We start from the raw sequence: 23,032 nt of genomic DNA on the forward strand, positions 1-23,032 counted from the left end.
TATGGCAAATGTCCAAAATATTGAGTATCGCGAAACCCTAACGGAACGCGAATTCATCGAAGAGTACGTAAAACCAAATCGACCAGTCGTTGTAAAAGATACCACCTTTAAGGCTGAATGTTGGTCGCCAGAAGCACTGGCGGAACTGGCTGGCGACCTGGAGGTGCAAGTCTACGATACCTTGTTCGCTTTGCAGGAAGTATCGACACTAAAAAAATACCTCGACGAGAACTTTGGCCACACTGAATTTCGCGATCAGGTGCGCTACGTTCGCTGGTACAACCAGCTTAAAGCGATTGATCATGCCTGGGGCGATGAAGCATTTGATCGGGTTAAACATTTATGGAGCAAACCGGAATTCTTGCCCGCAACTGATTTGCTGGTGCCAGCGAGTCAGTCTGGCTATGTCGACCCTGTAACCGATGGATTTCCGTATCGCGGAATTCTAATTGCTGCGAAGGGAGCCCGCACACGATTGCACACCGACCCATTCTGCAGTGATGCAGTGGTCGCGCAATTTTATGGGGTAAAAGATTTCGTAATGTATAGCCCTGACCGCGCGGAAGAGCTGCGCGATACAGTTCCCGACTCTACATCGTTTGGCGGCTTCATTGACGTGCGCCCAAACGCGCTGGAAAAATGTAAGCCCGAACCCGATTTTCATGGTGTTGTAGGTCCTGGCAATGTGGCATATGTACCACATGGTTGGTTACATGACGTTTTGGTGCTGGAAGATTCAGTCTCCATTACTTGGAATTTTATTCATGAAATGGGTTCGTTGGAGTTCATCGATTATCTGATGGAAGATCCACATGCTGACCCAGAATTGGAAGTATTAAAATATTTTTACAGTCGTGCAGGTGAAAACTATAGTTCTCCTAGCGAGATTGTAAAAAAATACAGTGAGCGCTTTGCACAGATTGAGGACGCTCTCACAGCTTGATAATTTCTTTTGGCTTACACAGTATTATTCGCTGTGTAAGCACCTTCCCACCACTATAATCCCCCCGCTTCATTCTTGCTCACTGCATTAGTGCTAACCGGCCCTAACAGTGTTGTCTATCTGCATTCTGCTCAAACAAGGACTTCTTCAGCATGAAATCGCTTTACATTGCCGCACTCGGTGCTATGGCAGCTTGTCAGCCGGGAATTCTAGTCGCTCAAACGCTTACCGATAATGACGCGAACTCTAATAATATAGAGGAGACCATCGTCCTCGGTTTTCGCCAAGCTGGCTATACAGAAATTACTCAAAGCGCAGAAAAGCTTACGAATATGCCGGGCAGTTTTGGTGATCCCGTAGGCGCGATTACTGCACTGCCAGGCGTTATTACTCCACGAGATGGCGGTGAACCCGCTGTGCGCGGTTCTGCGCCGGAAGATAATCGATATTATATTGATGGGATGCCTGCGGGTTACATTTTTCATGAATTTAATACATCGATATTCGATGAAAATGTAGTGCAGGATTTCCAATTGTTCGCAGCGGGATTTGGTGCGCAATATTCTGAAGCGACCGGTGCGGTTTTCGATATTCGATTGCGAGATCCAGTCAATGATGCCTTTATGACCAAGGTTACCGCTTCCATGCTGCGTGCTGGTGTGTTTGTGGAAAGTGGGTTGTCGGATAGTGCAGCTTTTTACCTCTCAGCCCGCCATGGCCTTATTCATTTGTTTGTAAGTGAAGATGATGAACCGGATGATGATGGTGTACGTGTTATTAGCGCGCCAAAGGATACGGACTATCAATTCAAAACCAAATGGGACATGGCTGACAGTCATAGCTTAAGTTTGAGTCTGGCTGGCGCTTCCGATTTTGCTGAAGCTGAATTCGGCGAATATAACAACGAAGCTCAAAAAAATCCCGATTTTGCGGGTCAGGCGACGATTGATCGGAATTTTCATAGTCAGGGTATTAACTACACCTTTGTTTCCGATGACAACGTAGAGTCGAATTTAACCCTTGCCCGCTACGCTGATTCGCGATTGGTTGAATGGGGTGACGACTATTATCTTGAGTTGGAATTAGAAAACATCTTGGCGCGAGGCCACCTTAGTCAGCAGTTTGGCAATCATACCGTGTCGTTAGGTGGTGAATATAGCAATAAGACCCACGATTATAATGCGCGCTTAATCCGCTTCATTTGTACAGATTTCGATGTCGATTGCGAAGATCGTCGTGGTCTTGTTGAAGAAGTAGTGAGTTTGGATATTGCTGAGACGAATATCTATTTAACCGATTTTTGGCAGCCAGCCGATAGGGTGTCGGTAGAGCTCGGTGTTCAGCGAAGTGGAAATGATTATACCGAAGACTATTATATAAACCCTAAGTTGGCGCTTTCATGGATGTTCGTCGAGGGTTTAACGGTATCTACCTCCGGTGGCCGCTATAACCGCACACCGGATATTGAAACGATTGTACCAGCAGTAGGAAACCCTGCGCTGGAATCACTTCGCGCAGAGCACTATACGCTTGGCTTGGCCGGCGAAGTGGGAGAATCCTGGACCTGGTCCGTGGAAGGTTATTTTAAAATGCTGACTAATCTTCCGCTTGCGCTCGATGAGAGCCAGCCCGATGCCGATGCCTACTACAGTAACGATGTAGAAGGGGAGGTGCGCGGTGTTGATATTATGCTCAATAAAAACCTAACTGAAAAATGGTTTGGCTGGGCTGCCGTGTCGCTCGCTAAAAGTGAACGTACCAATCTACGCACCGATGAAACGCGTGAATATACGTTAGACACGCCGGTGGTGTTTAACTTAGTGGCGAATTATCAGCTCACTGAAAAGTGGATGCTCGGCGGCAGATTCACGTACAAGAGTGGGCAGGCGACAACGGAAATTGTCGGTATCAAACCGAACGAAGATTTTGAAGGGCGCTACTTACCTGTGTACGGTGAGGCTTACGCGAAACGCTTGCCTTATTACTCCCGATTGGATTTTCGTGCCGAACGGAGTTTTTCCGTCGCGGGTAATGAGGCCAGTTTTTTTGTAGATATTCTTAACCTGCTGAATCGTGAAAACGTATCGGAAGAAAATCTCGATTACAAAAAGGTTAACGAAACTGGTGAGCTATATCTTAAAGAATCAGTCGATATGGGTATATTTCCGTCGGTTGGTGTTTCTATTACTTTCTAAAGTTGATTTAACTTTGGTTAGGTAAGATGGTCGCGGGATAGGGCAAAGAATTGGTGCTGCAGTTTACTTGCTCAGTATTTTTTTGAGTTTTTCTGCCAGAGCGTCTGGGTCGAGGGGTTTCGTTGCGTGATCGTTCATGCCAGACGCTAAGCTTTTTTCTCTATCCTCTTCCAGGGCATGCGCTGTCATTGCCACAATAGGCGTGTGCTTGTTTTTGACGCTGTGCTGTCGGATATGCCGCGTGGTGGTCAGCCCATCCATTTCCGGCATTTGAATATCCATCAATACTAGGTCAAAACGTTTTTCGTCGAGCCTCTCTATAGCGGCCATGCCGCTGTTACAGGTTTCCACTTCAAACTGTAAGTCGGACAATAGCCAATCTGCTACTTCAAGGTTGATGCTGTTGTCGTCAACGATCAGCAGGCGCTTCCCTGAAAATAAAATCTTTTCTGCTTCAGGCTCCGACTCGTCCTCGCTGATATTGGTAATCAGTTCAACCACTTTGCGCGGCTTTAGTGGCGCTGTGATCACATGATCGGCATAGGGATGGTTGTCACACTTGGCTTCAATATTTTCCAGCGCAATCAATAACGGCTCAGGGCATTTTTTTCTTAAAATGGGCATGACGTCTGCGTTGAAGTCGTCTCTGACGTCAAAGAATACGATGGTGTTTTCATCGAAGTTATTTTTAAAATCGACTTCTTTAACGGACGAGTAACAGTGACCTTTTATGTGGCTGGAACGCGAAAATAACCAGAGAAACGATTCCTGAAATTCAACACTCGGAGATATTAAAATAGCTGAGTTGATTTTTGTTTTTGCGAGATCTTCCAAATAGTTTCGATGACTAACGATAGGGGCGGACAGTGAGAAGCTGAATCGCGTACCAACAGACTCCTGACTTACAACCTGTATATTCGAGCCTAAGCGCTTGACTATTTTTGATGAGATTGCCAGTCCCAAACCAGAACCTCCATATTTTCGTGTTACAGAGGTGTCACCCTGGTTAAAGGCTTGAAATATTAATTCCAACTGGTCCTGGGAGATACCCTTGCCGGAGTCCGTCACGGAGATGGCGATTGCGCCGTCATTTTGCATGTGTGCGCTCAAAATAATGTAACCTGATTCGGTAAACTTTACCGCGTTATTCAAAAAGTTACCGACCACTTGCTTTATGCGGACCGCATCGGTGCTAATGAGCTTGGGTATGTCCAGTGAAAAATCCAGAATAAATTCAAGACCTTTCTTTTGAATCGGAAAAGCGTAGGTGTCAGCGACTGATTCTAGAGTGTCGGTAATATTGGTCGGGCTCAATTCTATATCGACACCGACGGCTTCGAACTTGGAGTATTCGATAATGTCGTTGAGAATATCCACCAGAATCTTGCTGGAATGGATGGCGGTATCGACTAGTTTTTCGCGCTTGTCCGTATGCTGGTTTTTCTTCAGTGCGCGCAGCATTCCCACGATACCGTTCATGGGGGTACGGATCTCATGGCTCATGTTTGCCAAAAATTCACTCTTCGCCCGTACGCTTGCCAGCGCCTCGTCTCTGGCTCGTTCAAGCTCCTCGGTTCGCTCAGCAACGATCTTTTCCAGATGTCGGGTTGCTCTTTCCAGGCATTCGTTGGCGTGGAACAATTGCCGACTTTTGGACTCGAGAAGTTGTTCTGCTTCTTGTCGCGCTTTTCGCTCTCGTTCGCAACGGCGTTGCAGTTTTTCGATTTCGTTATCCATCACTGAGTCTTGTTAAAAAGAAATACTCGCTTTCGCTAGACGCATCCATTTGGCTTTTTCGTTCAATTTGGATTACCTCTTTGTAATAGCCTGAGGCGGCCTCTATCAAACCAACAACCATGTCGCCGAGCTTTCTCGGTGAGCTGTAAATTAGCGTCAATTTATCCGGTTCGCTTTGTTCGTACGCGAATCGAGGAAGTTCTGCAGTTGGATTGAGTTTTCGTACTTCCACATGTATGTGATTATCGATGTTACGCAATAATGCGAAGGTGTCATGCACTTCCTGAAAGAAAACAGTGTACTGCGTGACAAAGGCGCCCGCCAGGTGATGGCCGTAGAGTCGATGCGCTTCACTTAGTTCTATATTTTGCGCTTGGCATAAACCGTCGAACAAAGTTTGCAGTTCTGCAAAGGGGTAATTGCCAACTGATGTGTACGCAGCGCCTGATGGTAAGTCGCACGTATCAAGAAGATAATCCAGTTGGTCCGCCCCGTAGCTGGATGCTACGAAATCACTAAATACCGTAAATATTATGCCTTTCATTAGCCACCTAAATAAAACTGTATAACATTTCGTTAGATAAGTGCATTCACGTACTCATCTAACTATAGTAATTGTAGGTTTAGCATGCTTTGCTATTGTACAGATTTCCCTGGGTTTAGCCGGATATGTGCAAACGGTATTTAGATTGATCTTGTTATAACTGGTAAAAGGAAACTGTAATGAATGATGAGCTCTGCCCGCCGTCGTTATTTAAAGAAGCACAACATCTACTGACTGATGCTGGTTTTGATGTGGGAGCGGGGGTTGACCGTTTACGCGGTAACGAAAGTAAATTGCTTCGTCTAGTGAAGATGTTTTGCGAAAGCTATATGCAGGCGGGCGAAGAAATAGAGCGGCTGTATAAACAAGGCGACCTCACCAACTTGCAGCGGTTGACTCACCAAATAAAGGGCACGGCCGCAAATGTTGGTGCTATGGCTATTTCACGGCTTGCGGCGTCCATAGAAACACCAATCAAACTTGGTGGTACAGAGGTAGACGAGGAGGCGTTGGCGGCGCTACTTGATAAGCTCACTGATTTGCAGGCATTGCATACCGCCTTATCCGATTTGGAATGCCAGCTCACAGGGGTATGTGAGAATGGCACTCTTACGAAGGATGATTTTTTGCGTGAGCTCAGTGTGATTAAAATAGAGCTTGAAGCGGACGTGGCCAGCGCAATGGATATGGTGGAGCGCCTCAAGGTCTCAGCGAAGGGAACGGAGTACGAAACGGAATCTGCAAAGGTCGATACAATGTTGATGTCATTTCAGCTCGACGAGCTAAACGAATATATTGACAATCTGCTTGAAGCCAAGTAAGTCAATAACTTTTTCGCATATAGCCTTTTTATTCCTTCAAAGTGCTCTCAGAGTTAATTAGTGTTAACAGGCCCTGAATTCCTTGCCACTCTAAGGCGTGTATTAGCTAACCGGTTTGAATATATACTCTCTTAAGATAAGGTCATAGAAGAAAATCATCGTCATCGGCGGAGTTTTCCTCCCCGGAATAGGGCTCGCTGACTTGCATGTGAACAGTAGCGTCTTCCAATCTTTCGACAATGTTTTTCAGTTCTTCATCGATTTTCAGGCCCGCTTCAAAATTGTCCAAGGTATCGTCCACCGCATCGCGAATTTTTGAAAGCACTAAGTCTTCCTGCTCCTCAGACATGCCAAATGTGAGAAATGATTGCTGAACCTCATCCATTAGGCGATCCATGATTTTCATGTTGGTTTCTTTTTGATTGGTTTGCAGCTTTTGAATCTGCAGCAAGGTTTCATTAGATTCTTCGATCAACCTTGCTATTTCGTCATTCACCAGGATGTTCTTGGCGCAGTTACTTGCGCCTTCAATAATGAGTGCCAGGTGATCCCGCAGGCGGCCACACTTATCGGGATCATCGTTAGGCATATTTTTGACAAGCTGGGATACCAGTGGGAAGTTGAGAATGAGGCGTTTGCCTTTTTCCAATATCCTCCCGCTGTCGGCAAGGCGGTACATAAGCTCCGATTCCAGTGGCGCTATAGGCAAAGCACTGGATACGGTGATGGTCTCCCAGGGGCCTCTGATCTGAACTGTGTTTGCCAGGCCAAACTTGCTAGTGTACTCCACGGTGAGTTTGGCTAGATCTTTGAACGACGTAACATTAAAGCTTTGGCGCAAAAAGCCGACCACAAACGCCTGTTCACTGGCGTCCATGATCGCGGTCATCGCCGCCTCCATTGCGGCTTTCTTTTCTGAGACTACGGAAAAACGCGCTTCGGTATTTTGTACGGCTAACCGCACTTTGCGCCTGAGCTCCTCGGGGTTTACAGGTTTTACTATGTAGTCGCTACCCCCGACTTCATAACCTTTCAGGATTTCTTCGATAGAATCATTTGCGCTAACAAACAACACTTCAATATCTTTTGTGGCGTCTATCGACTTTAACTTCTCACAGGTTTCGTAGCCATTCAACTCCGGCATGGTGACGTCTAGCAAAATGGCCACAGGCGGATAAGCCTCAGCCAATTCGAGAGCTTTTCTTCCTGTGCCAGCAACTTTTATAGCGAATTCGTCTTTCAAGTTCTCGATCACAAACTGAATATCTGTTGGGGCATCGTCGACTATCAATACCTGCTTTTTCTGCTCTGTCATACGATACGTCCGGCTGGCTGCTTCATCGGGTGGTGGTAGGGTCTGTTCGTAAAAAGGATTAAAACTACTCTATAAAATTAGCTCAAAGTACCGCAGGTGCAAGCTTGGGTTAGAGGACTTGTAAGGTTCAGGCTCAGGGGGGGCGGTGCATTGCTGCGGAATGTACTTTTAGAGCTTTTGAGGGGGTAATTGAGGCTGTTCATCAGCCAAGGTTCATTGGCTTAGTTCGCACGCTATTCCAGTAATTTACCTGTAAATGGCGAATTCATTTTTGTTGGATGATGCGGAAATATTTACGAAGCTACGGGTCGTTTCGAGTTGTTGTCTTTGTTGATCCGACAAGGAAGTGGTTTGGGAGAGAAAGTATTCTACTTTTTATTTTTCCTTGACGTTAACCGGATATGGCGTATCTCACTGAGTTGATTTTTAACGGATTAAAATGCATGCCATTGTGAGAATTAAAAAAATAAGCCGTGCTTGTAATGTTCAGATTTTTAAATTTCTATGTAGTTTTTGAGAATACTGTATGCGGTTCTAAAAAAAATGACTGCAAATGTGAACCTACTTATCGTTGTAACAAAAAATCTTTGCGGTGCGGTTGAGAATGTTGTGACGGGGTCGTTACGATACGCCCGAAATTTACAGGGTTATACGTGGCTAACGGCCTGCGGTTTTGGTGTGGGAATTTGGCTGCCTGATTTTCGGAGTCTACGCACCGCAAAGTGCATAAATGTTTCTGTGTAAAAGATAACCAATTGGCGAGAATTTATCTGAGGTTCATTGAAGTTCTTAAGCGCCAGTATGGAAGCTAAGTCATTAATAATTTGGTAACGAAAATTGTCTGTTCAATAGGCAGTGCACCGATACGCCTCCGTTGCCGGGTGAGCAATGGAAGCTCTCGATGTTAAATAGGTAAGATCAACTATTTATCTGCTGATTCGATATTGACCTGTAGACGCCTGGTTTAAAGCAAACGATGGTTAATTAATGGAGCCATAATGAGTACAGCAATCGAACTGAGTGATGTTTTCTCTCCGCAACCTTGGGGAACTATTGAAACCCGTTACGATTTGAATGCGACGCTTTTTAACGAGTACTACTTGCGCAGGGGTATTCCCGTTATTGTTAAGAATTTTCTACGTAATTTTGACGGGGTCGAAAATTGGGGGTTTGAGTACTTACAGAAAAAGCTATCTGGAATGGACCTTCCCTTGAAGCGATTTATGGCTGATGGTCGTATCGAGGTCGAGCATCAAGCTGCAGACGAATATATCGCGTCTCTTTTGCTGTATGAGGAAAATCGTCACTTAGCTGGCAATACGTTGGAGAAACCTGCCTACTGCCATGATATCCCGCTGTTTTGTATGGCGGAGCACTTGATCGACGACGTGCGCAATATTCCAGCAGGCTTTTTCCCCTCTTGGTACCAAAGCGCCTGGTGGCGATATGCGCAGTTTTTTATGAGCTGTACCGGGAGTTGTACACCTCTGCATTTTGATACGCTGCTCACCCATAACCTTTTCTTTCAGGTAAAAGGGCAAAAGGAGTTTGTACTTCTTCCTTTCTCCGAATCAAAACGATGTTATCGCCGAGACTGGCGGTGGTTTGATGTTGATCCATTAGATGTCGATTACAATGCGTATCCGGAATATCAGGAGTCGTCAGCTACCCGGGTAATCGTGGAGGCCGGTGATTTATTGTTTATGCCTGCGGGCACTCTTCACCACGTCGTTACGCGGGAGGCTTCAATTTCATTCAACGTCGATTTTCATACAAAGAGTAGTGTGTTAAAGAGCTTTGCTGCGATGCCCATGGGAATGCCTGCAAAAAATGTGTTTTATAATTTTCTGGTATTTCTTGGTGTTTTCGGCCAAATCCCTGAGAAACAGCTTTTTCGCTACTATAGAAGTTACCTGAATTATATTTCCTAGCCCCAATTTGGGTTGCTGCTAAAACTCCGGTGCTTTGAAACTTGGCTGAGCGGTGGTACTGAAAGAAAGGACGTTTGCAATATTGAGCAGGGCATGCAGCTTCGGTGGATGTGTCTTCGCGGACCGACATATGTCAGTTTTTTAGGGCAGGCCAAGTTTTAGCCTTTTATGCTATTGATTGGATTAACCTGCCCCGGTTTGCTTCGGCTTGAGGGACCCCTGAGGGCTGTGCTGTGTTCTAGGCCGCTGATGAATACAAAGGCGGTGGGACGAAGCAAAACCCTGCGTCTTCCAAGTAGGCTGCAACACGCAGGCAAATGTCCTCTCGCCAGGGCGCAGCTATGATTTGAATACCAATAGGCATTCCGGTTTCGTCATCTTGTGTGGGTACAACAATACTAGGTAAGCCAATTGCTGAAAATGGCTGTGTAAAGTAACCAAGATTTGGCCGCAGCAGTTGCTCTTCTCCAGCGATTTTCAGCGTTTTTTGACCTTGCTTTGGCGCTACACAGGGCGTTGCCGGCGCGATAAGTACTTCTACATTTTTGAACAACGCTAGCATTTTCTCCTGGTACCAGCGGCGAACCTGTTGTGCTCGAATGTACCAGGCCGCGGGTAGCATTGCACCGGCGAGAAATCGGTCACGGGTGTCTGGGTCGAATTCTTCCGCATTTTGCTGCAAGCGGGACAGGTGTAGGCTGCTGCCCTCGATATTGGTAATCAGGTAGGCTGCTGAGCGACCCTCTGTGACACCTTCTGGTACTATCTCCTCCTGGACGTCCAGGGCTTTACATACTTTATCCATAGCGCTACGTGCCTGTGGAAAGTGCTCACAGTTAAAGTAGCCCTCCAGGCGTGCAAAGCGCAAATGTTGTATGCCCAGGTTTAACTGGCTTACGGTGTGGGAACTATGACGGTCTACGCATGCGTGATCACCTCCATCGTACCCTTGCAATACATCGTATACGCGAGCGAGATCTTGAGTGCTGCGCGCCAGTGGGCCTAAGTGGTCGAGGCTATCGCTAAATGGGAATGTCCCGGTTCGAGGCAGTCGCCCGTAAGTCGGTTTGAGGCCAAATATTCCACAGAAGGATGCGGGTACTCGAATAGATCCGTTAGTGTCGGACCCTAATGAAAAGTCCACCAGGCCAGCGGCGACCGCTGCAGCGGAGCCTGAAGAAGACCCTCCTGCCATATGATCGAGCTTGTACGGGTTGCCACAATTGCCGTGATGACAATTCTCACCGGTAAAGTCGTACGCGTATTCGCCCATGTTAAGTGCACCCGTAAGAATTGCTCCCGCATTCTCCAGTCTTTCTATAAGTGTGGCATCCTGGCTCGCGGGACTATGGCGTTCGTTCAATTTGCTTCCCGCCAGGGTGACTTCCCCGGCAATGTCAAACAGGTTTTTCACCGCAAAGGTCGCCCCAGCGAGAGGCATTTCGGCGAGGTTTTGCTTTTCTGTGAGGCGTTCTGCGGCTTCGATCGCACGGCGTCGGGAGATCGACGTGAATGCATTCAAGCTCGGATTTATCTGGACTATAGTGTCGAGCTGTTGCTCTATGTTTTGTACAATATTGAGTGGATTTTCGGCGTAGAACGCCTGAATTTCATTTAAATGTCCCGTCACTTTTTACTGCCCTCTGATACGACAAGCCCATCGGGCCGAAAAACATTGGCCAAAGCCAGGTCGTTGTTAGCTATGGGCGCTTGATAAAGAATATCCGCCATACGTTTGGCGTTTTGTAAGTGGGTGAGGACACCAGCGGTCCATTCTTCCTTTATCTCTAATCCCATTTCAGTACTTAAAGCAAGCAGGTGTTGAAGCTGCGTTTCTTCGGTTTTCATCGGTCGTTATATCTCTTGGGTACATCTTTCGCGGAGAATAAGCAGGTTAGTTCCGCTCCAGTTTAGGGTCCGAATTCTCTGCGATCGGCGATTGCAAATGTCCTATTTCACAGCTGACTTGGTTTTCGCGCTACTAAAGCGGTTGATAATGTTGGCGATATTTAAGTTAAAAAATATACAAATCTGTCTTTTATCTTGATCCGACAGCCCGGTAATGCAAGCGTATATCAAGCGGCATTTCTGCACTGTATACACTTGCATGGCAAAACTTATACCGCGAAAAATAAAAAGGGTGTTTCTTTGTTTGCATAAATAGCAGTAGCTTTTGGGGTTGGCGCGTGTGTGATGTTAATGGCCTGAATAAAACGCGCTTTATCAACGGGCTTAGCCCCTTTATGGGGCAGTGTGTTTTTTCGTGACCGCATTTGGTTCGCTTCTTGTTGCGCCAGGGGTGTTTGTGAAACGAAAATTTTTTACCGCCTGGTCGTTCGAGTAGTTTGGCGCCGTTTTTATCCTCGAGCGAATGAAAAAATTTTGCTCGTATTCGAAAAGGGGCGTTGTTTAGCGTATGTTTTTTGTGCTGAGTTGTTGAGTAATAGCGAATATGACCGTTGGTAACAAGCGGGCACCGAAATTGCTCTGTCTACAGAGCCGTCTAACCATGGCGCTTGCGCTTTATTTACATTTAGACACTTTTATTAAATCGACTCCCTAACTTGGGTGTATAGGTATTTCATGTCCGATTCTCGGTTGAATGTTCCCATGCTCGTGGGCCTCAACGATCGACCATCTGCAGGTAAAACGCTGCTTGCCTCGCTGCAGCATGTACTCGCTGTATTTGGCGGCATAGTCACGGCCCCCCTGATCATTGCGCTGGGGATGAAGCTCTCTCCGGTAGACACCGCCTATCTGGTAAGTTCTTCTCTGGTCATTTCAGGTGTCGCGACTTTAATTCAAGTGAGTAGGGTGGGCCCGATTGGTTCCGGGCTGCTGAGTATTCAGGGCACGAGTTTTACGTTCATTGGCCCGCTGATCTTCTCATACTACACGCTATTAAACGGCGCTAGCTCGGCAGAGGCGCTGGGTGCAGTGCTGGGAACCAGCGGTGTGTGCGCCTTGTGTATGCTTGTGTTAGTTCAGTTTGTCGAGCATTTGCGGCGCTGGATTACGAGCAATGTATCTGGAACTGCGGTGGCCCTCATAGGTATTTCACTGGTATGGACCACGCTTAAGAATTTATATGGCGATTACACTCGAGTCGAGTTGTATCCAGGCTGGTGGGTGTTAGGTTTAGCGTTGCTCGTGTTTGTGATTACGTTAATTCTGGTGCGAACTGGAAATGCGCTGTTGCGAATGACCAGCATCACGATAGGTCTGTTTGTTGGGTTTGGCGTTGCTTGGACATTGGGAATGGTTGACACAGCACCACTCAATGCCATGCCGAATGTGTTCGTGCCGAGCGTAACGCAATTCCCGCTAAGTTTTGATTTGACCACCTTTCTGGTACTGATGCCGGTGTATTTAATTTCTGCTACGGAATCCTTGGGCGACCTTACCGCAACCTCGAAGCTCTCCGGCCTGGCCATTAACAATCGCGCGTTCTGGCGCCGTGTGCGTGGCGGTTTAAGTGGCGACGCACTAAACTCCTTTATTGCTGCGATCTTCTGTACCTTTCCAAATACAACGTTTAGCCAAAATAACGGTGTTATTCGGCTGACCGGTGTCTGTAGTCCTTACGTGGGCCGTTTTGTTGCTGTCATGTTGGTCGTGCTCGGCCTATTTCCAATTGTCGGTGGGTTTTTCGTCATCATGCCTGCGGCCGTGCTGTCTGGTGCGACGCTGCTGATGTTTATTATGGTTTTTATGTCCGGCTTGATGATTGTTAGCGGTGGTGATGGGAGAGTCCGCAACTGGCCTCTGGTGACAGCAGCTGTTATTTTCGGTCTTGTTTGCTCAGTTGTAGTGCCACTCATCTCATTTTTACCGCAATGGCTCAAAAGCTTTTTGCAGTTTCCCATATCAACCGGTGCGATATGCGCGTTCGTTTTAGAGCTGTTCCGAACCAAACCGACACTCAGTGATACGGAGTCGTCTGGTAATCAGCACGCGGGCGAAGCACAAGATGTGTTGTCTGAGGGTGCGCAATAAAAATTATTTATCTTTCGGGTTACGAGGCAATTATTTCCCGGCGCCTTAACTAAACCCCGGTAGCTGACCAAACCCTCGGCCTGCAAGCCCGAACGAGAATTGCAGTAATAATTAACGGCGCGGAGTAAGAGGGCGGGTCATTCCAAATCGGGAATAGTGTGTACAATCTAAACAGGCATACTATTCACCCAGGCACACCATCGCAGACGATCATATTGCAATAGTGAGCGTTGTCTCTGCGCATCTGGTGAATCGGGGCGAGCTCCGCCGCTTCCAGCCAGGCGACCGCGGTAGCCCGATCGGGATATTCCATAACGACCATACGCGAGCTTTGCCAGCTCCCATCCAGTGTTTCTGGATTGCCGCCCCGTACCAAATAACGCCCGCCGTACTGAGTCACAGATGGTGTAATTGCAGCGATATACTTTTTATATTCGGTTTCATTTTTAATAGCGATATCGACAATAATGTACGCGCTCATTAAGGGGTAATCTCTGGGTAGAAATGGGTATGCCAGTGCTGTGCGATATCAATACGGCGGCAAATCCATACATCGTCGTGCTGCAGTATATGTTCAATAAAACGTTGCAGCGATTTCATTCGCGCTGGGCGGCCGACAATTCTGCAGTGCAAACCCACGTTCAGCATCTTCGGAGCACTGGCACCTTCCTCATAGAGTACGTCGAACGCATCCCTTAAATAGGTAAAAAACTGATCGCCTGAATTAAATCCCTGCGGTGCGGCAAAGCGCATATCGTTAGTATCCAGCGTATAGGGAATTACCAGGTGAGGCTGGCTTTCGGTATTCACCCAGTAGGGTAGGTCGTCGGCATAGCTGTCGGAATCGTATAGAAATCCTCCTGCCTCCAGTACCAGAGCGCGCGTGTTCGGGCTGTCGCGACCGGTGTACCAGCCTTGCGGACGCTTTCCCGTGACTTCGGTGTGCAGTCTAATCGCTTCGGCTATTTGCTCGCGCTCCTCATCAATTGGCATGAATTGATGATCTATCCAGCGCAAACCATGACTGGCAATTTCCCACTCGGCGTCTTTCATCGCCGCTACGGCGTCGGGGTTGCGTGCAAGCGCCATCGCTACACCGTATACCGTAACGGGCAGTTGATACTCGGTAAACAAGCGGTGCAGCCGCCAAAATCCGGCGCGGCTGCCGTATTCGTAAAGGGATTCCATACTCATGTGACGCGCGGGGTAGGCCCGGGCTCCAATAATTTCTGACAAAAATGTTTCTGAATTTTCGTCGCCGTGGAGCACACAATTTTCCGCCCCTTCCTCATAATTTATGACAAACTGCACCGCAATCTTGGCATTGTTGGGCCAGGGATTGGTGGGGGTTTGCGCACCGTAGCCAATAAGGTCGCGTGGATAGGGTGTCTGTTCTTTTACTATCTGCTCTGTCACTAAAGGTGCCTCTGCGATTAGAAAAATATTTTCGGCTGTCTGTATCATTTTTTCCTGAATCCTCAGCTGACAGTTTGCTATGGCAGTTTTAAAAATGAATCCAGTAGATCAGACGAGAACAAGAATTATGCCAAAGTTGGCATTATGATTGCGTCCGGCTAACTTTTTATACACTATTCACTCACGCAGTATTTTCACTTACGTATTACACTCACATATTAAGAGTTGCGAACATATATTTTCGAGAACGCATTATGTACAAATTTTTTATTATTGCTCTGTTATTGGTAGGCAGCAGTGTTCGTGCCGAGGGAGACTGGTTCGAAAGCTTTAAAAAGACGGCGACCGACAAAGATCTGTACCATTTCCTGTATGCCATGCCTAAAGGCGGCGATTTGCACAACCACCTCAGCGGTGCCGGGTTTCCCGAGTGGTGGCTGGAACTGGCACTCGCACAGGAGAAGCGAGGCTATATTTATTACACCAAGATCAAAATCAATAATTGCGCAGGTTACGGCGGCAATGAATTTGGTGGTAACCCCTACTTGTTGTATTTCAAAAACATTCAGGAATCCACGTACAAGAAACTCTCGGCCTGCGAGCAGTCAGAGTACGTTCGCCTGCAGGATATGAGCGCAGAGCAAAAGGCTGGATGGCTTAATAGCCTTAAGTTGGATTCTGCGCATGAAGGGCGCGACGAATTTTTCCAAACTCACTGGCAGCGCTTGAACGAGCTATACATGAACCACTATGTACTGGCGGAGATTCTCGTGCGCAATATGCAGGCTTTTGGCCGTGAAGGATTAATGTACCTGGAAATCGACTGCTCACCGGTGGGTATGCGTCCGGACGGCAGTTTGATTGACGCTGAAGAAGTGTACCGCTATTACAAAGAACGTCTTCAGCAGAAAGATGCTGTGGAATCTGGTGTAACAGTGAAGTTCCAATACGCATTGTTGCGGTTCGCCCCCAACGCTGAAGAGCGGCTTGCGCAGATGTACGCGTTCGTCGATGCGCACCGGGATATGTATGTAGCCATTGATATGGTTGGCCGGGAAGACAACGATAAGGGGCACCCGCTGCGGTTTTTGCCAACATTGCGAAAATTGCGGGCGCAATACCCGGGCATTGATCTGTCCATTCACGCGGGAGAGGTGGACGAGCCCAACAAGCATATTCGTAACACACTGTTACTCGGTGCAAACCGGATAGGCCACGGCGTCAATTTACTTACTGATCCGGACACCTATCTATTGATGCGGCATAGCAATTATATGGTCGAAGTGAATCTCATCAGTAATTTATTGTTGGAATATGTGGACGATTACAGCAAGCATCCCTTCCCAGAGTTATTGCGCACAGATGTGCCGGTTGCCCTATCAACAGACGATCGTGGGATGTGGGACTCGAACCTGACAGATGAATTTTTTGTGGCTGTCAAGGAGTTCAATTTGTCCTGGAGTGAATTGCAAACGCTAGGGCTAAACTCGCTCAAATACGGATTTATGAATGACGAGCTAAAGACGAAATTGGTGCACGACTATCAGAAAAAAATGGATAAATTCGCCCAGCAGTTCCAAAAAGGTAGTCAGCGGGTATTGTCAAGTAAGCCGCCAATGCGAGGATTTATCTGTAATCACTACGAATTGTGCTCTACGCCGTAGCGGGGCTTTAATTAATTTGGTGCACACATAAACGCTTGTTTTTAAAAAGCACTAACTTTGGGCCTGCGGGCCCTTTTTTATGGTCGCTAAAAACGGATTTTGACCATTAGGTCAACCAAGATAATTTTTAACTTATTGAAAATAAAGGAACTATTCTCGTTTTTTGAAAACCTGACCATTTGGACAGCTTGTTGGCACACCGATTGCTCAAGCCCTTCCGGCTATGTACAGAGCCCGTTTTTTGGGCCGATTTATTTGACTTGGGGATAGTTGGATATGCACCAATTTAAGAAGAATTTTTTGTCGTGCGCGGTTAGCGCATCTTTGGGCGTTTTTGCGGTTCAGGCGACCTGGGCGCAAGAAGATGAAGCGGTCGAACTGGAAACCTATACCGCTGAGGGTGAAGTCGAGGACGATCTGGGCCTACTGCCTACTGAGCCTGTAGACTCAGTATTCGGGTTCGGCAAAACACTGTTGGAAACGCCTCGCGCGGTAAGTTCTATCAGCTCGGAAATGATTGACGGTCTCAATATTTCTGATATCGATGATCTGGTAGTGGCGTCACCTGGTGCCTTTACCCAATCGTTCTTTGGCGTCGCCGGTGCACTGGATGTACGTGGCACCGCTGGTGAAGTTTATTTCCGCGGTATGCGTCGCCTGGACAACCCAGGTAACTACCCTACACCTTTGGGTGCGACAGACCGCATCGATATCGTCCGCGGTCCATCAACTCCGATTATGGGGCCATCTAAAATTGGTGGTTATATCAACTTTGTGCCTAAGTCTGCACGTGCGGAAACTGGGCAATACCTCGAGTCGCCAACAGGCGAAATTAAAGTAGAGCGCGGCAGTTGGGATCAAAACGTTCTTACTACCGAAGTCGGTGGTCCAGGTAAGATCGCGGGTAAAGGTTTTGGATATTATGCACTTTTCCAGACCGAGAATTCCGGCAGCTATTACGATAATACGCAGACCGACCAGAATATTTTTCAGGCGTCTTTCAACCTCGACATTAACAGCGCGCACCGCCTTGAGTTCGGTGGTATGTACCACGAGTACGATGGTAACCAGGTAGCCGGCTGGAACCGCCTGAGTCAGGATCTGATCGACAATGGCACTTATGTGACGGGTAGTCCACAACCACTGGACACCAACGGCGATGGTCGTATCTCTCCCGCAGAATACGATGCGGCAGCAGGTTGTTGTGGTTATGGTATAGACACCGTTTTCCCAAGTGAAGTTACCACAGCAGATATTCCGGAAGGCATGGCGCTGGTGAACCCGGGTACCGCCAAACTCAAGCACAACCAGGTGTTGGTGTCTGAAGAGGATCAGCTGACTAACATAGCGTCGACCTTTTATCTGGATTATATCTTCGACAAAGGCAATGGCTTCTCGGTTACCAATAAAATTTTCTACGACGCGTACGACAACCTCAATGAAAACGCCTACGGGTTTTCTCAGTTTCATGACTCGTTTGTTATCGAAGAAAAATTGATCGTCGATTACAAATTTAATACCAGCAATATGGAAGCGGGCATTCAGATTTCGCCCTCGGTTCGCCATACTGACTTCAAACACGGTGACGACTTCTTCTACGAGTATTTTGACCGCCGCGACATCACCCAACCTTCAACGCCTGTTGATAAGCTCGCGCTTGCCACTAACAGCCCAGACGGCGTATGGGCAACTTATGTTATGGGTAATTACACCGACTCTGGTTTGGGTGTAATGGGCGATTTTAACTTTGATTTTGGTCTGAGTTTGACTGGTGGTGTTCGCTACGACTCCATTGATATGTACGTCCATACTCCATCCGGCGACCGTGCAGAATCGACCGAGTCCGGTACTTCCTGGACCGGCAGTATCTCTTACAAAATTCCGATGTTGAACATTACGCCTTACTACACCCAGTCATCACAAATGACAATGATCGTGGGGCAGGGCGCGGAACTGGATTTGGGTAATGTTGAGGAAGGTAGTGCAATTGACGATTCCACACTGCAGGAATTGGGGATCAAAGGCAGTTTCTTTGACAACCGTTTGTACGCAGCTATCGCGTATTTTGAGCAGGATCGTACGGATTACAGTGCGCAGTCTGCGACGACTAACGAGTCAGTCGAAACATCCGGCACTGAGTTTGAAATGCGCTGGTTAGTATCCGATAGTTTCTCCCTGACTGCGAATTACACTCAGATTGAAGTTGTGAATATTAACACCGAAGCGAGCGGTGGTCGTTGGACATTCCTTGGTGCAGAAGACTTACCTAATGTCGATCCAGGTGCGTTCTACGGCGGTACTGTGAGTGGGTTCGTGCTTGGTCCAGCTGAAAAAGCGGGTATCCCGGAGAACAGCTACAGCCTGGTCGCGCAATACAGCTTCTACGACAACTGGTCTGCGGTGGTGAGTTATTTCCATGCGGATGAAACTGCGTCTGGCTTTACCGGTTCGGTCACCCTGCCTTCGTACGACTTATTTAACGCGGGTATTTCTTACTCGAACGATACCTGGGAAGTCGGAGCTAACTTCAAAAATATCACAGATGAAAAGTACTACCGCTCCAACTTCCCGAACCTGTTCGGAAGCTCGGTCGTATTGCCCGAAAAACCCTTCAGCTGGGAACTTTCTGCCACGTATAAATTTTAATACGTGAAACACATGCGGCGGTCTTTCGACCGCCGTGCTTCCCCAAAACCGTTTCTAATTTCCCGACTCTGTGTTGGGGTAGTCGATTTATTTTTGATTCGGAGAGATCATGCCTAACCCGAAATTTTCCTGGAAGGCTTTGTGTCTGGCACTCGCGGTGCCGATGGTGGCTCATGCGCAGCAAACTACCATCGACAAGCAGGTTGCTTCAGATAAAGCTGCCGCCGCAAGCCAAGAGCGTATCAACAATTTGGATGATAAAAAGCAGGAAGCTTTTCAACGTTACCGTGCTGCGCTAGCGCGAGCAGAAAGCCTGGAAATATACAACCGTCAGTTAGCTCGTCTGGTGGAGTCCCAGGAGGGCGAAATCTCTTCGATTAAGCGGCAAACAGAAGAAATTGAAACGATAGAAACCGGTGCGCTCCCGTTAATGATTGAAATGACGGACGTGCTTACCAAGCTGGTGGAAGCCGATGTACCGTTTTTAATTCAAGAACGCCTGGATAGAGTTGAGAATCTTAAGTCCATGATTGATCGTGCCGACGTGACTGTGGGTGAAAAATACCGTCGTATTATGGAGGCTTACATGGTTGAAGCGGAATACGGACGCACCATTGAAGCTTACAGTGGCGAACTGGCGGAAGATGGCTCCAGTCGCACAGTCAGCTTCTTGCGCTTCGGCCGCGTGGGACTGTTTTATCAAACATTAGATGGCAGTGAAACCGGCCGGTGGAACTCCGCTGAAAATCACTGGGAAAAGCTTTCCGGGTCTGGTTACCGTAAAACTGTGAGGGATGGACTGCGGGTTGCCCGTAAACAGGCTCCGCCCTCGCTTCTTACCTTGCCTTTTAACACGCCGGAGGCCAACTGATGTTTAGAGCAATATGTATCGCCTTGCTGGCCATTCTGCCTGTGGTAACCCATGCGCAAGGCACCCAGTCATTGAAAGACTTGATGGATGAAGTCACCGCCAACGCCAGCGCTGAAGCCAAGCGCAACAAAGAACGCGAAGCCAAGTTTCGTGCTGCAGCTGGTGAACAGGAATCCCTGATGGCTTCTGCCGAAGCAGAGGTCAAAAAGCAGGAAGCGCTGCGCGATTCTCTGCGTAAAACCTTTGATGAAAATGAGACTGCACTTGCAGAACTGCAAGATTTGCTGGACCGCCGCTCGGGCGATCTCGGTGAGCTATTTGGTGTGTTTCGCCAAACAGCAGATGATGCTGAGTCTATTATTTTCGCGTCGTTAATCAGCGCGGAAAAGCCAGAACGCAAAGCGATTGTGTCCGAATTGGCAGAAAGCTCAGAGATTCCATCGATTGATCAGATCCGTAGCTTGTGGCAGTTGCTGATTCAGGAAACGGCACTTTCTGGTGACCTGAGTCGTTTCAAACACGAAGTGATTGACCCGGATGGTACAACCTACGATGCAGACATCGTGCGCGTTGGTGCGTTTAACGTGGTTACGGGTGATAAGTACCTTAATTACCTCTCCGAAGACGGTACCCTGGTCGAGCTGGCTCGCCAACCGGCTGGCTACGCACGCAGCAGCGCTGACAAACTCACCTCTGCGGCTCCAGGCGCGGTGGTGGATTTTACGATTGACCCGTCACGCGGCGCGCTACTCGGTTTGTTAGTGCAATCGCCAAGTCTTATGGAGCGAATTGAGCAGGGCGGTACGGTGGGCTATGCAATTATTATTGTGGGCATTATCGGAATGTTAATTGTATTGGAGCGTATGCTGAGTTTGATGCGCACCCGCAGCAAAATGCAACGCCAGCTAAAAAACCTTGATCAGGTAGAGGAAGACAACCCTATAGGTCGGGTAATGCAGGCTTATTTCGAACACCGCCACCTGGATCTGGAAACTATTTCCAGAAAAATGCAGGAAGTCATTATCCACGATATGGCGGGCATTCGCCGTGGGCTTTCGATTGTTAAGGTGCTCGCAGCCGTCGCACCGCTAATGGGGCTGTTGGGTACGGTGGTCGGTATGATCGGCACATTCCAAGCCATCACCCTGTTTGGTACCGGTGATCCTAAACTGATGGCTGGCGGTATTTCGCAGGCGCTTATCACTACGGTGCTGGGTTTGTGCGCAGCGATTCCTTTGTTGCTGAGCCACAGTATGCTGGCTGCACGAGCAACCCAAATCGGAAAAATGATTAGTGAACAAGCCGCTGGTTTGATGGCGAAAAAAGCGGAAGCCGACGCGAAAGGAGCCTGATCATGGGACTTCTGCCAATGTTTCAGGATTTTATGGATAAGGGTGGCAACGTATTGTGGGCCATCCTGTTCATGGCGATTTGGCTGTGGTGGATGATTCTAGAGCGCTACTGGTATTTTTTTGCAGAGCATAAGCTTGGCAAAAAAGCGTGTATCAGTACCTGGGAAGCCAGAGACGAGTACACGTCCTGGTACGCCGACCGCGAACGTGCTCAGCTTATTTCCGAAGTTGATTGCTCAATGCTGAAAAACCTTAAGATGATACCGACGCTGATCGCGCTTCTGCCCATGTTTGGCCTATTGGGTACCGTAACCGGGATGATTCAGGTATTCGATGTTATGGCATTTATGGGTTCTGGTAACCCGCGAGCAATGGCGAATGGGGTGAGTGCTGCCACCATTCCTACCATGGCGGGCATGGTGGTTGCGCTTATTGCAATCCCGTTCGCCACGGGGTTGGATCGCCGCTACAAACGAGAACTACGTCTGTTAAAAACAGCGCTTAAACAACATTAGGACTTTGTATGTCTGATTCAGAATTTTTAATCGACGAAGAAGAAGAGAGCCAGATCGATTTGACGCCTATGCTCGATGTGGTTTTCATCATGCTCATCTTTTTTATTGTGACCTCCACATTCGTCAAAGAAGCCGGTGTTGATGTAAGCAGACCCAATGCAGAAACCGCGGTGGTTGCCAAGTCGAATGCCATCCAGATAGGTATAACGGCGAATAACCAGATATTTATGGACAAGCGTCTGGTAGACAAGCGTGCAGTGCGAGCGAACGTCGAACGAGGTTTGGCGGAAAACCCGGGTGCCGCGGTGATTATTGTCGCGGATTCGGACTCCAAAACCGAAACTCTGATTGAAGTGATGGATCAGGCGCGAATGGCGGGCGCGGAAAGTGTGTCTGTCGCAGCCGAGGGAGGCCAGTAATTGATGGCCACCACTGCTGCAAATCCCGCCCTTAAAGGGCTAAGTATTTCGGTTTTGGCAGTCGCCATTGGTCTGCTTATTTTCCTGTTGATGCACGTATTAATCCGCCCGGGAAGCGAATTGGAAAAACTGGATGGCCAGCAAACGTATTTGAATTTCGTGCGTGTTGACAATAGCGATGATGACTTGCAAACCAAAAAGCGCAAACCACCGAAGGAGCCACCACCACCGGAAACGCCACCAGAAACACCGGAAATGAACCAGCAGATGACGGATATTAATCCGAATCTCAATATGAATATGCCCAGTATCGGAGTACCTATTAATTCTGGGGACGGGCCATTCTTAGGTGCCTTGAGTCAGGGTGATGGTCTCGCCGGGTTTGATACTGATGTGATTCCAGTCGTGCGAGTGCCGCCGACGTATCCGCGTGCGGCCAAGCAGGCGAAGATACAAGGCTACGTTACCATGGCGGTTACGATTAACCCGGACGGAACCGTTTCTGATGCCGAAGTTCTGGAAGCTGAGCCTCCACGGTTGTTCGATCAGGCGGCCATAGCTGCAATCAAACGCTGGAAATTTCGACCCAAAATTGTCGATGGTATGCCGAAGGCTCAACGGGCAAAGCAAACGATCGAATTTAAACTGAGCCGCTAACGAGGAGGAG

The 23,032-nt window shown here is 48.0% G+C and carries 19 protein-coding genes; 12 read left to right on the top strand and 7 right to left on the bottom strand.

Annotated elements, in window-relative coordinates; genetic code table 11:
- The first annotated feature begins 1 nt into the window (after window position 1).
- Complete coding sequence (locus tag TERTU_RS08915) at window positions 2-943, top strand: cupin-like domain-containing protein (RefSeq protein WP_015817362.1); 942 nt, start codon at window positions 2-4, stop codon at window positions 941-943.
- A 152-nt stretch (window positions 944-1,095) separates the two neighbouring features.
- The gene (locus TERTU_RS08920; RefSeq protein WP_015817941.1) at window positions 1,096-3,138 is read left to right on the top strand and encodes a TonB-dependent receptor plug domain-containing protein; all 2,043 of its coding nucleotides are present in this window, start codon (window positions 1,096-1,098) and stop codon (window positions 3,136-3,138) included.
- Window positions 3,139-3,201: 63 nt separating this feature from the next.
- On the opposite strand, the gene TERTU_RS08925 is transcribed toward TERTU_RS08920, so the two are convergent.
- Both TERTU_RS08925 and TERTU_RS08930 read right to left on the bottom strand, forming a co-directional pair.
- Window positions 3,202-4,875: a response regulator gene (locus TERTU_RS08925; RefSeq protein ID WP_015818585.1), complete on the bottom strand. Its 1,674-nt coding sequence runs from the start codon at window positions 4,873-4,875 to the stop codon at window positions 3,202-3,204.
- Window positions 4,868-5,419 (bottom strand): heme NO-binding domain-containing protein, encoded by a 552-nt coding sequence (locus TERTU_RS08930; RefSeq protein WP_015818051.1) that lies wholly within the window; start codon window positions 5,417-5,419, stop codon window positions 4,868-4,870. The genes TERTU_RS08925 and TERTU_RS08930 overlap by 8 nt, the downstream gene beginning before the upstream one ends.
- A gap of 179 nt (window positions 5,420-5,598) precedes the next feature.
- Between TERTU_RS08930 and TERTU_RS08935 the strand changes: the two genes are divergently transcribed.
- Window positions 5,599-6,240, top strand: coding sequence for an Hpt domain-containing protein (locus TERTU_RS08935; protein WP_015818557.1), 642 nt, complete (start codon window positions 5,599-5,601; stop codon window positions 6,238-6,240).
- Window positions 6,241-6,382: 142 nt separating this feature from the next.
- Here the strand turns inward: TERTU_RS08935 and TERTU_RS08940 are convergent, their stop codons facing one another.
- Window positions 6,383-7,555 carry a response regulator gene (locus TERTU_RS08940; protein WP_015817686.1) on the bottom strand — a complete coding sequence of 391 codons (1,173 nt, stop codon included), beginning with the start codon at window positions 7,553-7,555 and terminating at the stop codon, window positions 6,383-6,385.
- A gap of 998 nt (window positions 7,556-8,553) precedes the next feature.
- On the opposite strand from TERTU_RS08940, the gene TERTU_RS08945 reads away from it, so the two are divergent.
- The gene (locus tag TERTU_RS08945) at window positions 8,554-9,486 is read left to right on the top strand and encodes a cupin-like domain-containing protein (protein WP_015818150.1); all 933 of its coding nucleotides are present in this window, start codon (window positions 8,554-8,556) and stop codon (window positions 9,484-9,486) included.
- Between the two features lie 238 nt (window positions 9,487-9,724).
- On the opposite strand, the gene TERTU_RS08950 is transcribed toward TERTU_RS08945, so the two are convergent.
- Entirely contained in the window at window positions 9,725-11,116 is a 1,392-nt protein-coding gene (locus tag TERTU_RS08950) for an AtzE family amidohydrolase (protein ID WP_015818617.1), read from the bottom strand.
- Complete coding sequence (locus TERTU_RS08955; protein WP_015817238.1) at window positions 11,113-11,334, bottom strand: DUF4089 domain-containing protein; 222 nt, start codon at window positions 11,332-11,334, stop codon at window positions 11,113-11,115. The genes TERTU_RS08950 and TERTU_RS08955 overlap by 4 nt, the downstream gene beginning before the upstream one ends.
- Window positions 11,335-12,069: 735 nt before the next feature.
- On the opposite strand from TERTU_RS08955, the gene TERTU_RS08960 reads away from it, so the two are divergent.
- A complete protein-coding gene (locus TERTU_RS08960; RefSeq protein WP_015818647.1) occupies window positions 12,070-13,482 on the top strand; it encodes a uracil-xanthine permease family protein in 1,413 nt (470 codons plus the stop codon).
- A 184-nt stretch (window positions 13,483-13,666) separates the two neighbouring features.
- On the opposite strand, the gene TERTU_RS08965 is transcribed toward TERTU_RS08960, so the two are convergent.
- A complete protein-coding gene (locus tag TERTU_RS08965; protein ID WP_015819681.1) occupies window positions 13,667-13,963 on the bottom strand; it encodes a DUF1330 domain-containing protein in 297 nt (98 codons plus the stop codon).
- Window positions 13,963-14,946 (bottom strand): allantoinase PuuE, encoded by a 984-nt coding sequence (puuE, locus tag TERTU_RS08970; protein ID WP_015820277.1) that lies wholly within the window; start codon window positions 14,944-14,946, stop codon window positions 13,963-13,965. Before puuE ends, TERTU_RS08965 begins: the two co-directional genes overlap by 1 nt.
- 206 nt (window positions 14,947-15,152) lie before the next feature.
- On the opposite strand from puuE, the gene TERTU_RS08975 reads away from it, so the two are divergent.
- From TERTU_RS08975 to TERTU_RS09005, 7 genes are all read left to right on the top strand, one after another.
- A complete protein-coding gene (locus tag TERTU_RS08975) occupies window positions 15,153-16,562 on the top strand; it encodes an amidohydrolase family protein (RefSeq protein WP_015818132.1) in 1,410 nt (469 codons plus the stop codon).
- 276 nt (window positions 16,563-16,838) lie between these two features.
- Window positions 16,839-19,208, top strand: a complete 2,370-nt coding sequence (locus TERTU_RS08980; protein WP_015819333.1) for a TonB-dependent siderophore receptor — start codon at window positions 16,839-16,841, stop codon at window positions 19,206-19,208.
- A gap of 109 nt (window positions 19,209-19,317) precedes the next feature.
- Window positions 19,318-20,079 carry a DUF3450 domain-containing protein gene (locus TERTU_RS08985; RefSeq protein WP_015816999.1) on the top strand — a complete coding sequence of 254 codons (762 nt, stop codon included), beginning with the start codon at window positions 19,318-19,320 and terminating at the stop codon, window positions 20,077-20,079.
- Window positions 20,079-21,431 (top strand): MotA/TolQ/ExbB proton channel family protein, encoded by a 1,353-nt coding sequence (locus tag TERTU_RS08990; protein ID WP_015817455.1) that lies wholly within the window; start codon window positions 20,079-20,081, stop codon window positions 21,429-21,431. Before TERTU_RS08985 ends, TERTU_RS08990 begins: the two co-directional genes overlap by 1 nt.
- Before the next feature lie 2 nt (window positions 21,432-21,433).
- Window positions 21,434-21,946 carry a MotA/TolQ/ExbB proton channel family protein gene (locus TERTU_RS08995; protein ID WP_015819922.1) on the top strand — a complete coding sequence of 171 codons (513 nt, stop codon included), beginning with the start codon at window positions 21,434-21,436 and terminating at the stop codon, window positions 21,944-21,946.
- Between the two features lie 8 nt (window positions 21,947-21,954).
- Window positions 21,955-22,365 carry an ExbD/TolR family protein gene (locus TERTU_RS09000; protein ID WP_015820539.1) on the top strand — a complete coding sequence of 137 codons (411 nt, stop codon included), beginning with the start codon at window positions 21,955-21,957 and terminating at the stop codon, window positions 22,363-22,365.
- A gap of 3 nt (window positions 22,366-22,368) precedes the next feature.
- The gene (locus tag TERTU_RS09005; protein ID WP_015817699.1) at window positions 22,369-23,022 is read left to right on the top strand and encodes an energy transducer TonB; all 654 of its coding nucleotides are present in this window, start codon (window positions 22,369-22,371) and stop codon (window positions 23,020-23,022) included.
- The last annotated feature ends 10 nt before the right edge of the window (window positions 23,023-23,032 follow it).

Source organism: Teredinibacter turnerae T7901 (assembly GCF_000023025.1).
GTDB classification, from domain to species: Bacteria; Pseudomonadota; Gammaproteobacteria; order Pseudomonadales; family Cellvibrionaceae; genus Teredinibacter; species Teredinibacter turnerae_B.

Excerpts from the sequence above, each read along its gene's own strand:
- TERTU_RS08940 (WP_015817686.1), bottom strand. The coding sequence starts at position 7,555 with ATGACAGAGCAGAAAAAGCAGGTATTGATAGTCGACGATGCCCCAACA.
- TERTU_RS08980 (WP_015819333.1), top strand. The coding sequence starts at position 16,839 with ATGCACCAATTTAAGAAGAATTTTTTGTCGTGCGCGGTTAGCGCATCT.
- puuE (WP_015820277.1), bottom strand. The coding sequence starts at position 14,946 with ATGATACAGACAGCCGAAAATATTTTTCTAATCGCAGAGGCACCTTTA.
- TERTU_RS08990 (WP_015817455.1), top strand. The coding sequence starts at position 20,079 with ATGTTTAGAGCAATATGTATCGCCTTGCTGGCCATTCTGCCTGTGGTA.
- TERTU_RS08975 (WP_015818132.1), top strand. The coding sequence starts at position 15,153 with ATGTACAAATTTTTTATTATTGCTCTGTTATTGGTAGGCAGCAGTGTT.
- TERTU_RS08955 (WP_015817238.1), bottom strand. The coding sequence starts at position 11,334 with ATGAAAACCGAAGAAACGCAGCTTCAACACCTGCTTGCTTTAAGTACT.
- TERTU_RS08935 (WP_015818557.1), top strand. The coding sequence starts at position 5,599 with ATGAATGATGAGCTCTGCCCGCCGTCGTTATTTAAAGAAGCACAACAT.
- TERTU_RS08985 (WP_015816999.1), top strand. The coding sequence starts at position 19,318 with ATGCCTAACCCGAAATTTTCCTGGAAGGCTTTGTGTCTGGCACTCGCG.
- TERTU_RS08925 (WP_015818585.1), bottom strand. The coding sequence starts at position 4,875 with ATGGATAACGAAATCGAAAAACTGCAACGCCGTTGCGAACGAGAGCGA.
- TERTU_RS09000 (WP_015820539.1), top strand. The coding sequence starts at position 21,955 with ATGTCTGATTCAGAATTTTTAATCGACGAAGAAGAAGAGAGCCAGATC.
- TERTU_RS09005 (WP_015817699.1), top strand. The coding sequence starts at position 22,369 with ATGGCCACCACTGCTGCAAATCCCGCCCTTAAAGGGCTAAGTATTTCG.
- TERTU_RS08945 (WP_015818150.1), top strand. The coding sequence starts at position 8,554 with ATGAGTACAGCAATCGAACTGAGTGATGTTTTCTCTCCGCAACCTTGG.
- TERTU_RS08930 (WP_015818051.1), bottom strand. The coding sequence starts at position 5,419 with ATGAAAGGCATAATATTTACGGTATTTAGTGATTTCGTAGCATCCAGC.
- TERTU_RS08915 (WP_015817362.1), top strand. The coding sequence starts at position 2 with ATGGCAAATGTCCAAAATATTGAGTATCGCGAAACCCTAACGGAACGC.
- TERTU_RS08965 (WP_015819681.1), bottom strand. The coding sequence starts at position 13,963 with ATGAGCGCGTACATTATTGTCGATATCGCTATTAAAAATGAAACCGAA.
- TERTU_RS08960 (WP_015818647.1), top strand. The coding sequence starts at position 12,070 with ATGTCCGATTCTCGGTTGAATGTTCCCATGCTCGTGGGCCTCAACGAT.
- TERTU_RS08920 (WP_015817941.1), top strand. The coding sequence starts at position 1,096 with ATGAAATCGCTTTACATTGCCGCACTCGGTGCTATGGCAGCTTGTCAG.
- TERTU_RS08995 (WP_015819922.1), top strand. The coding sequence starts at position 21,434 with ATGGGACTTCTGCCAATGTTTCAGGATTTTATGGATAAGGGTGGCAAC.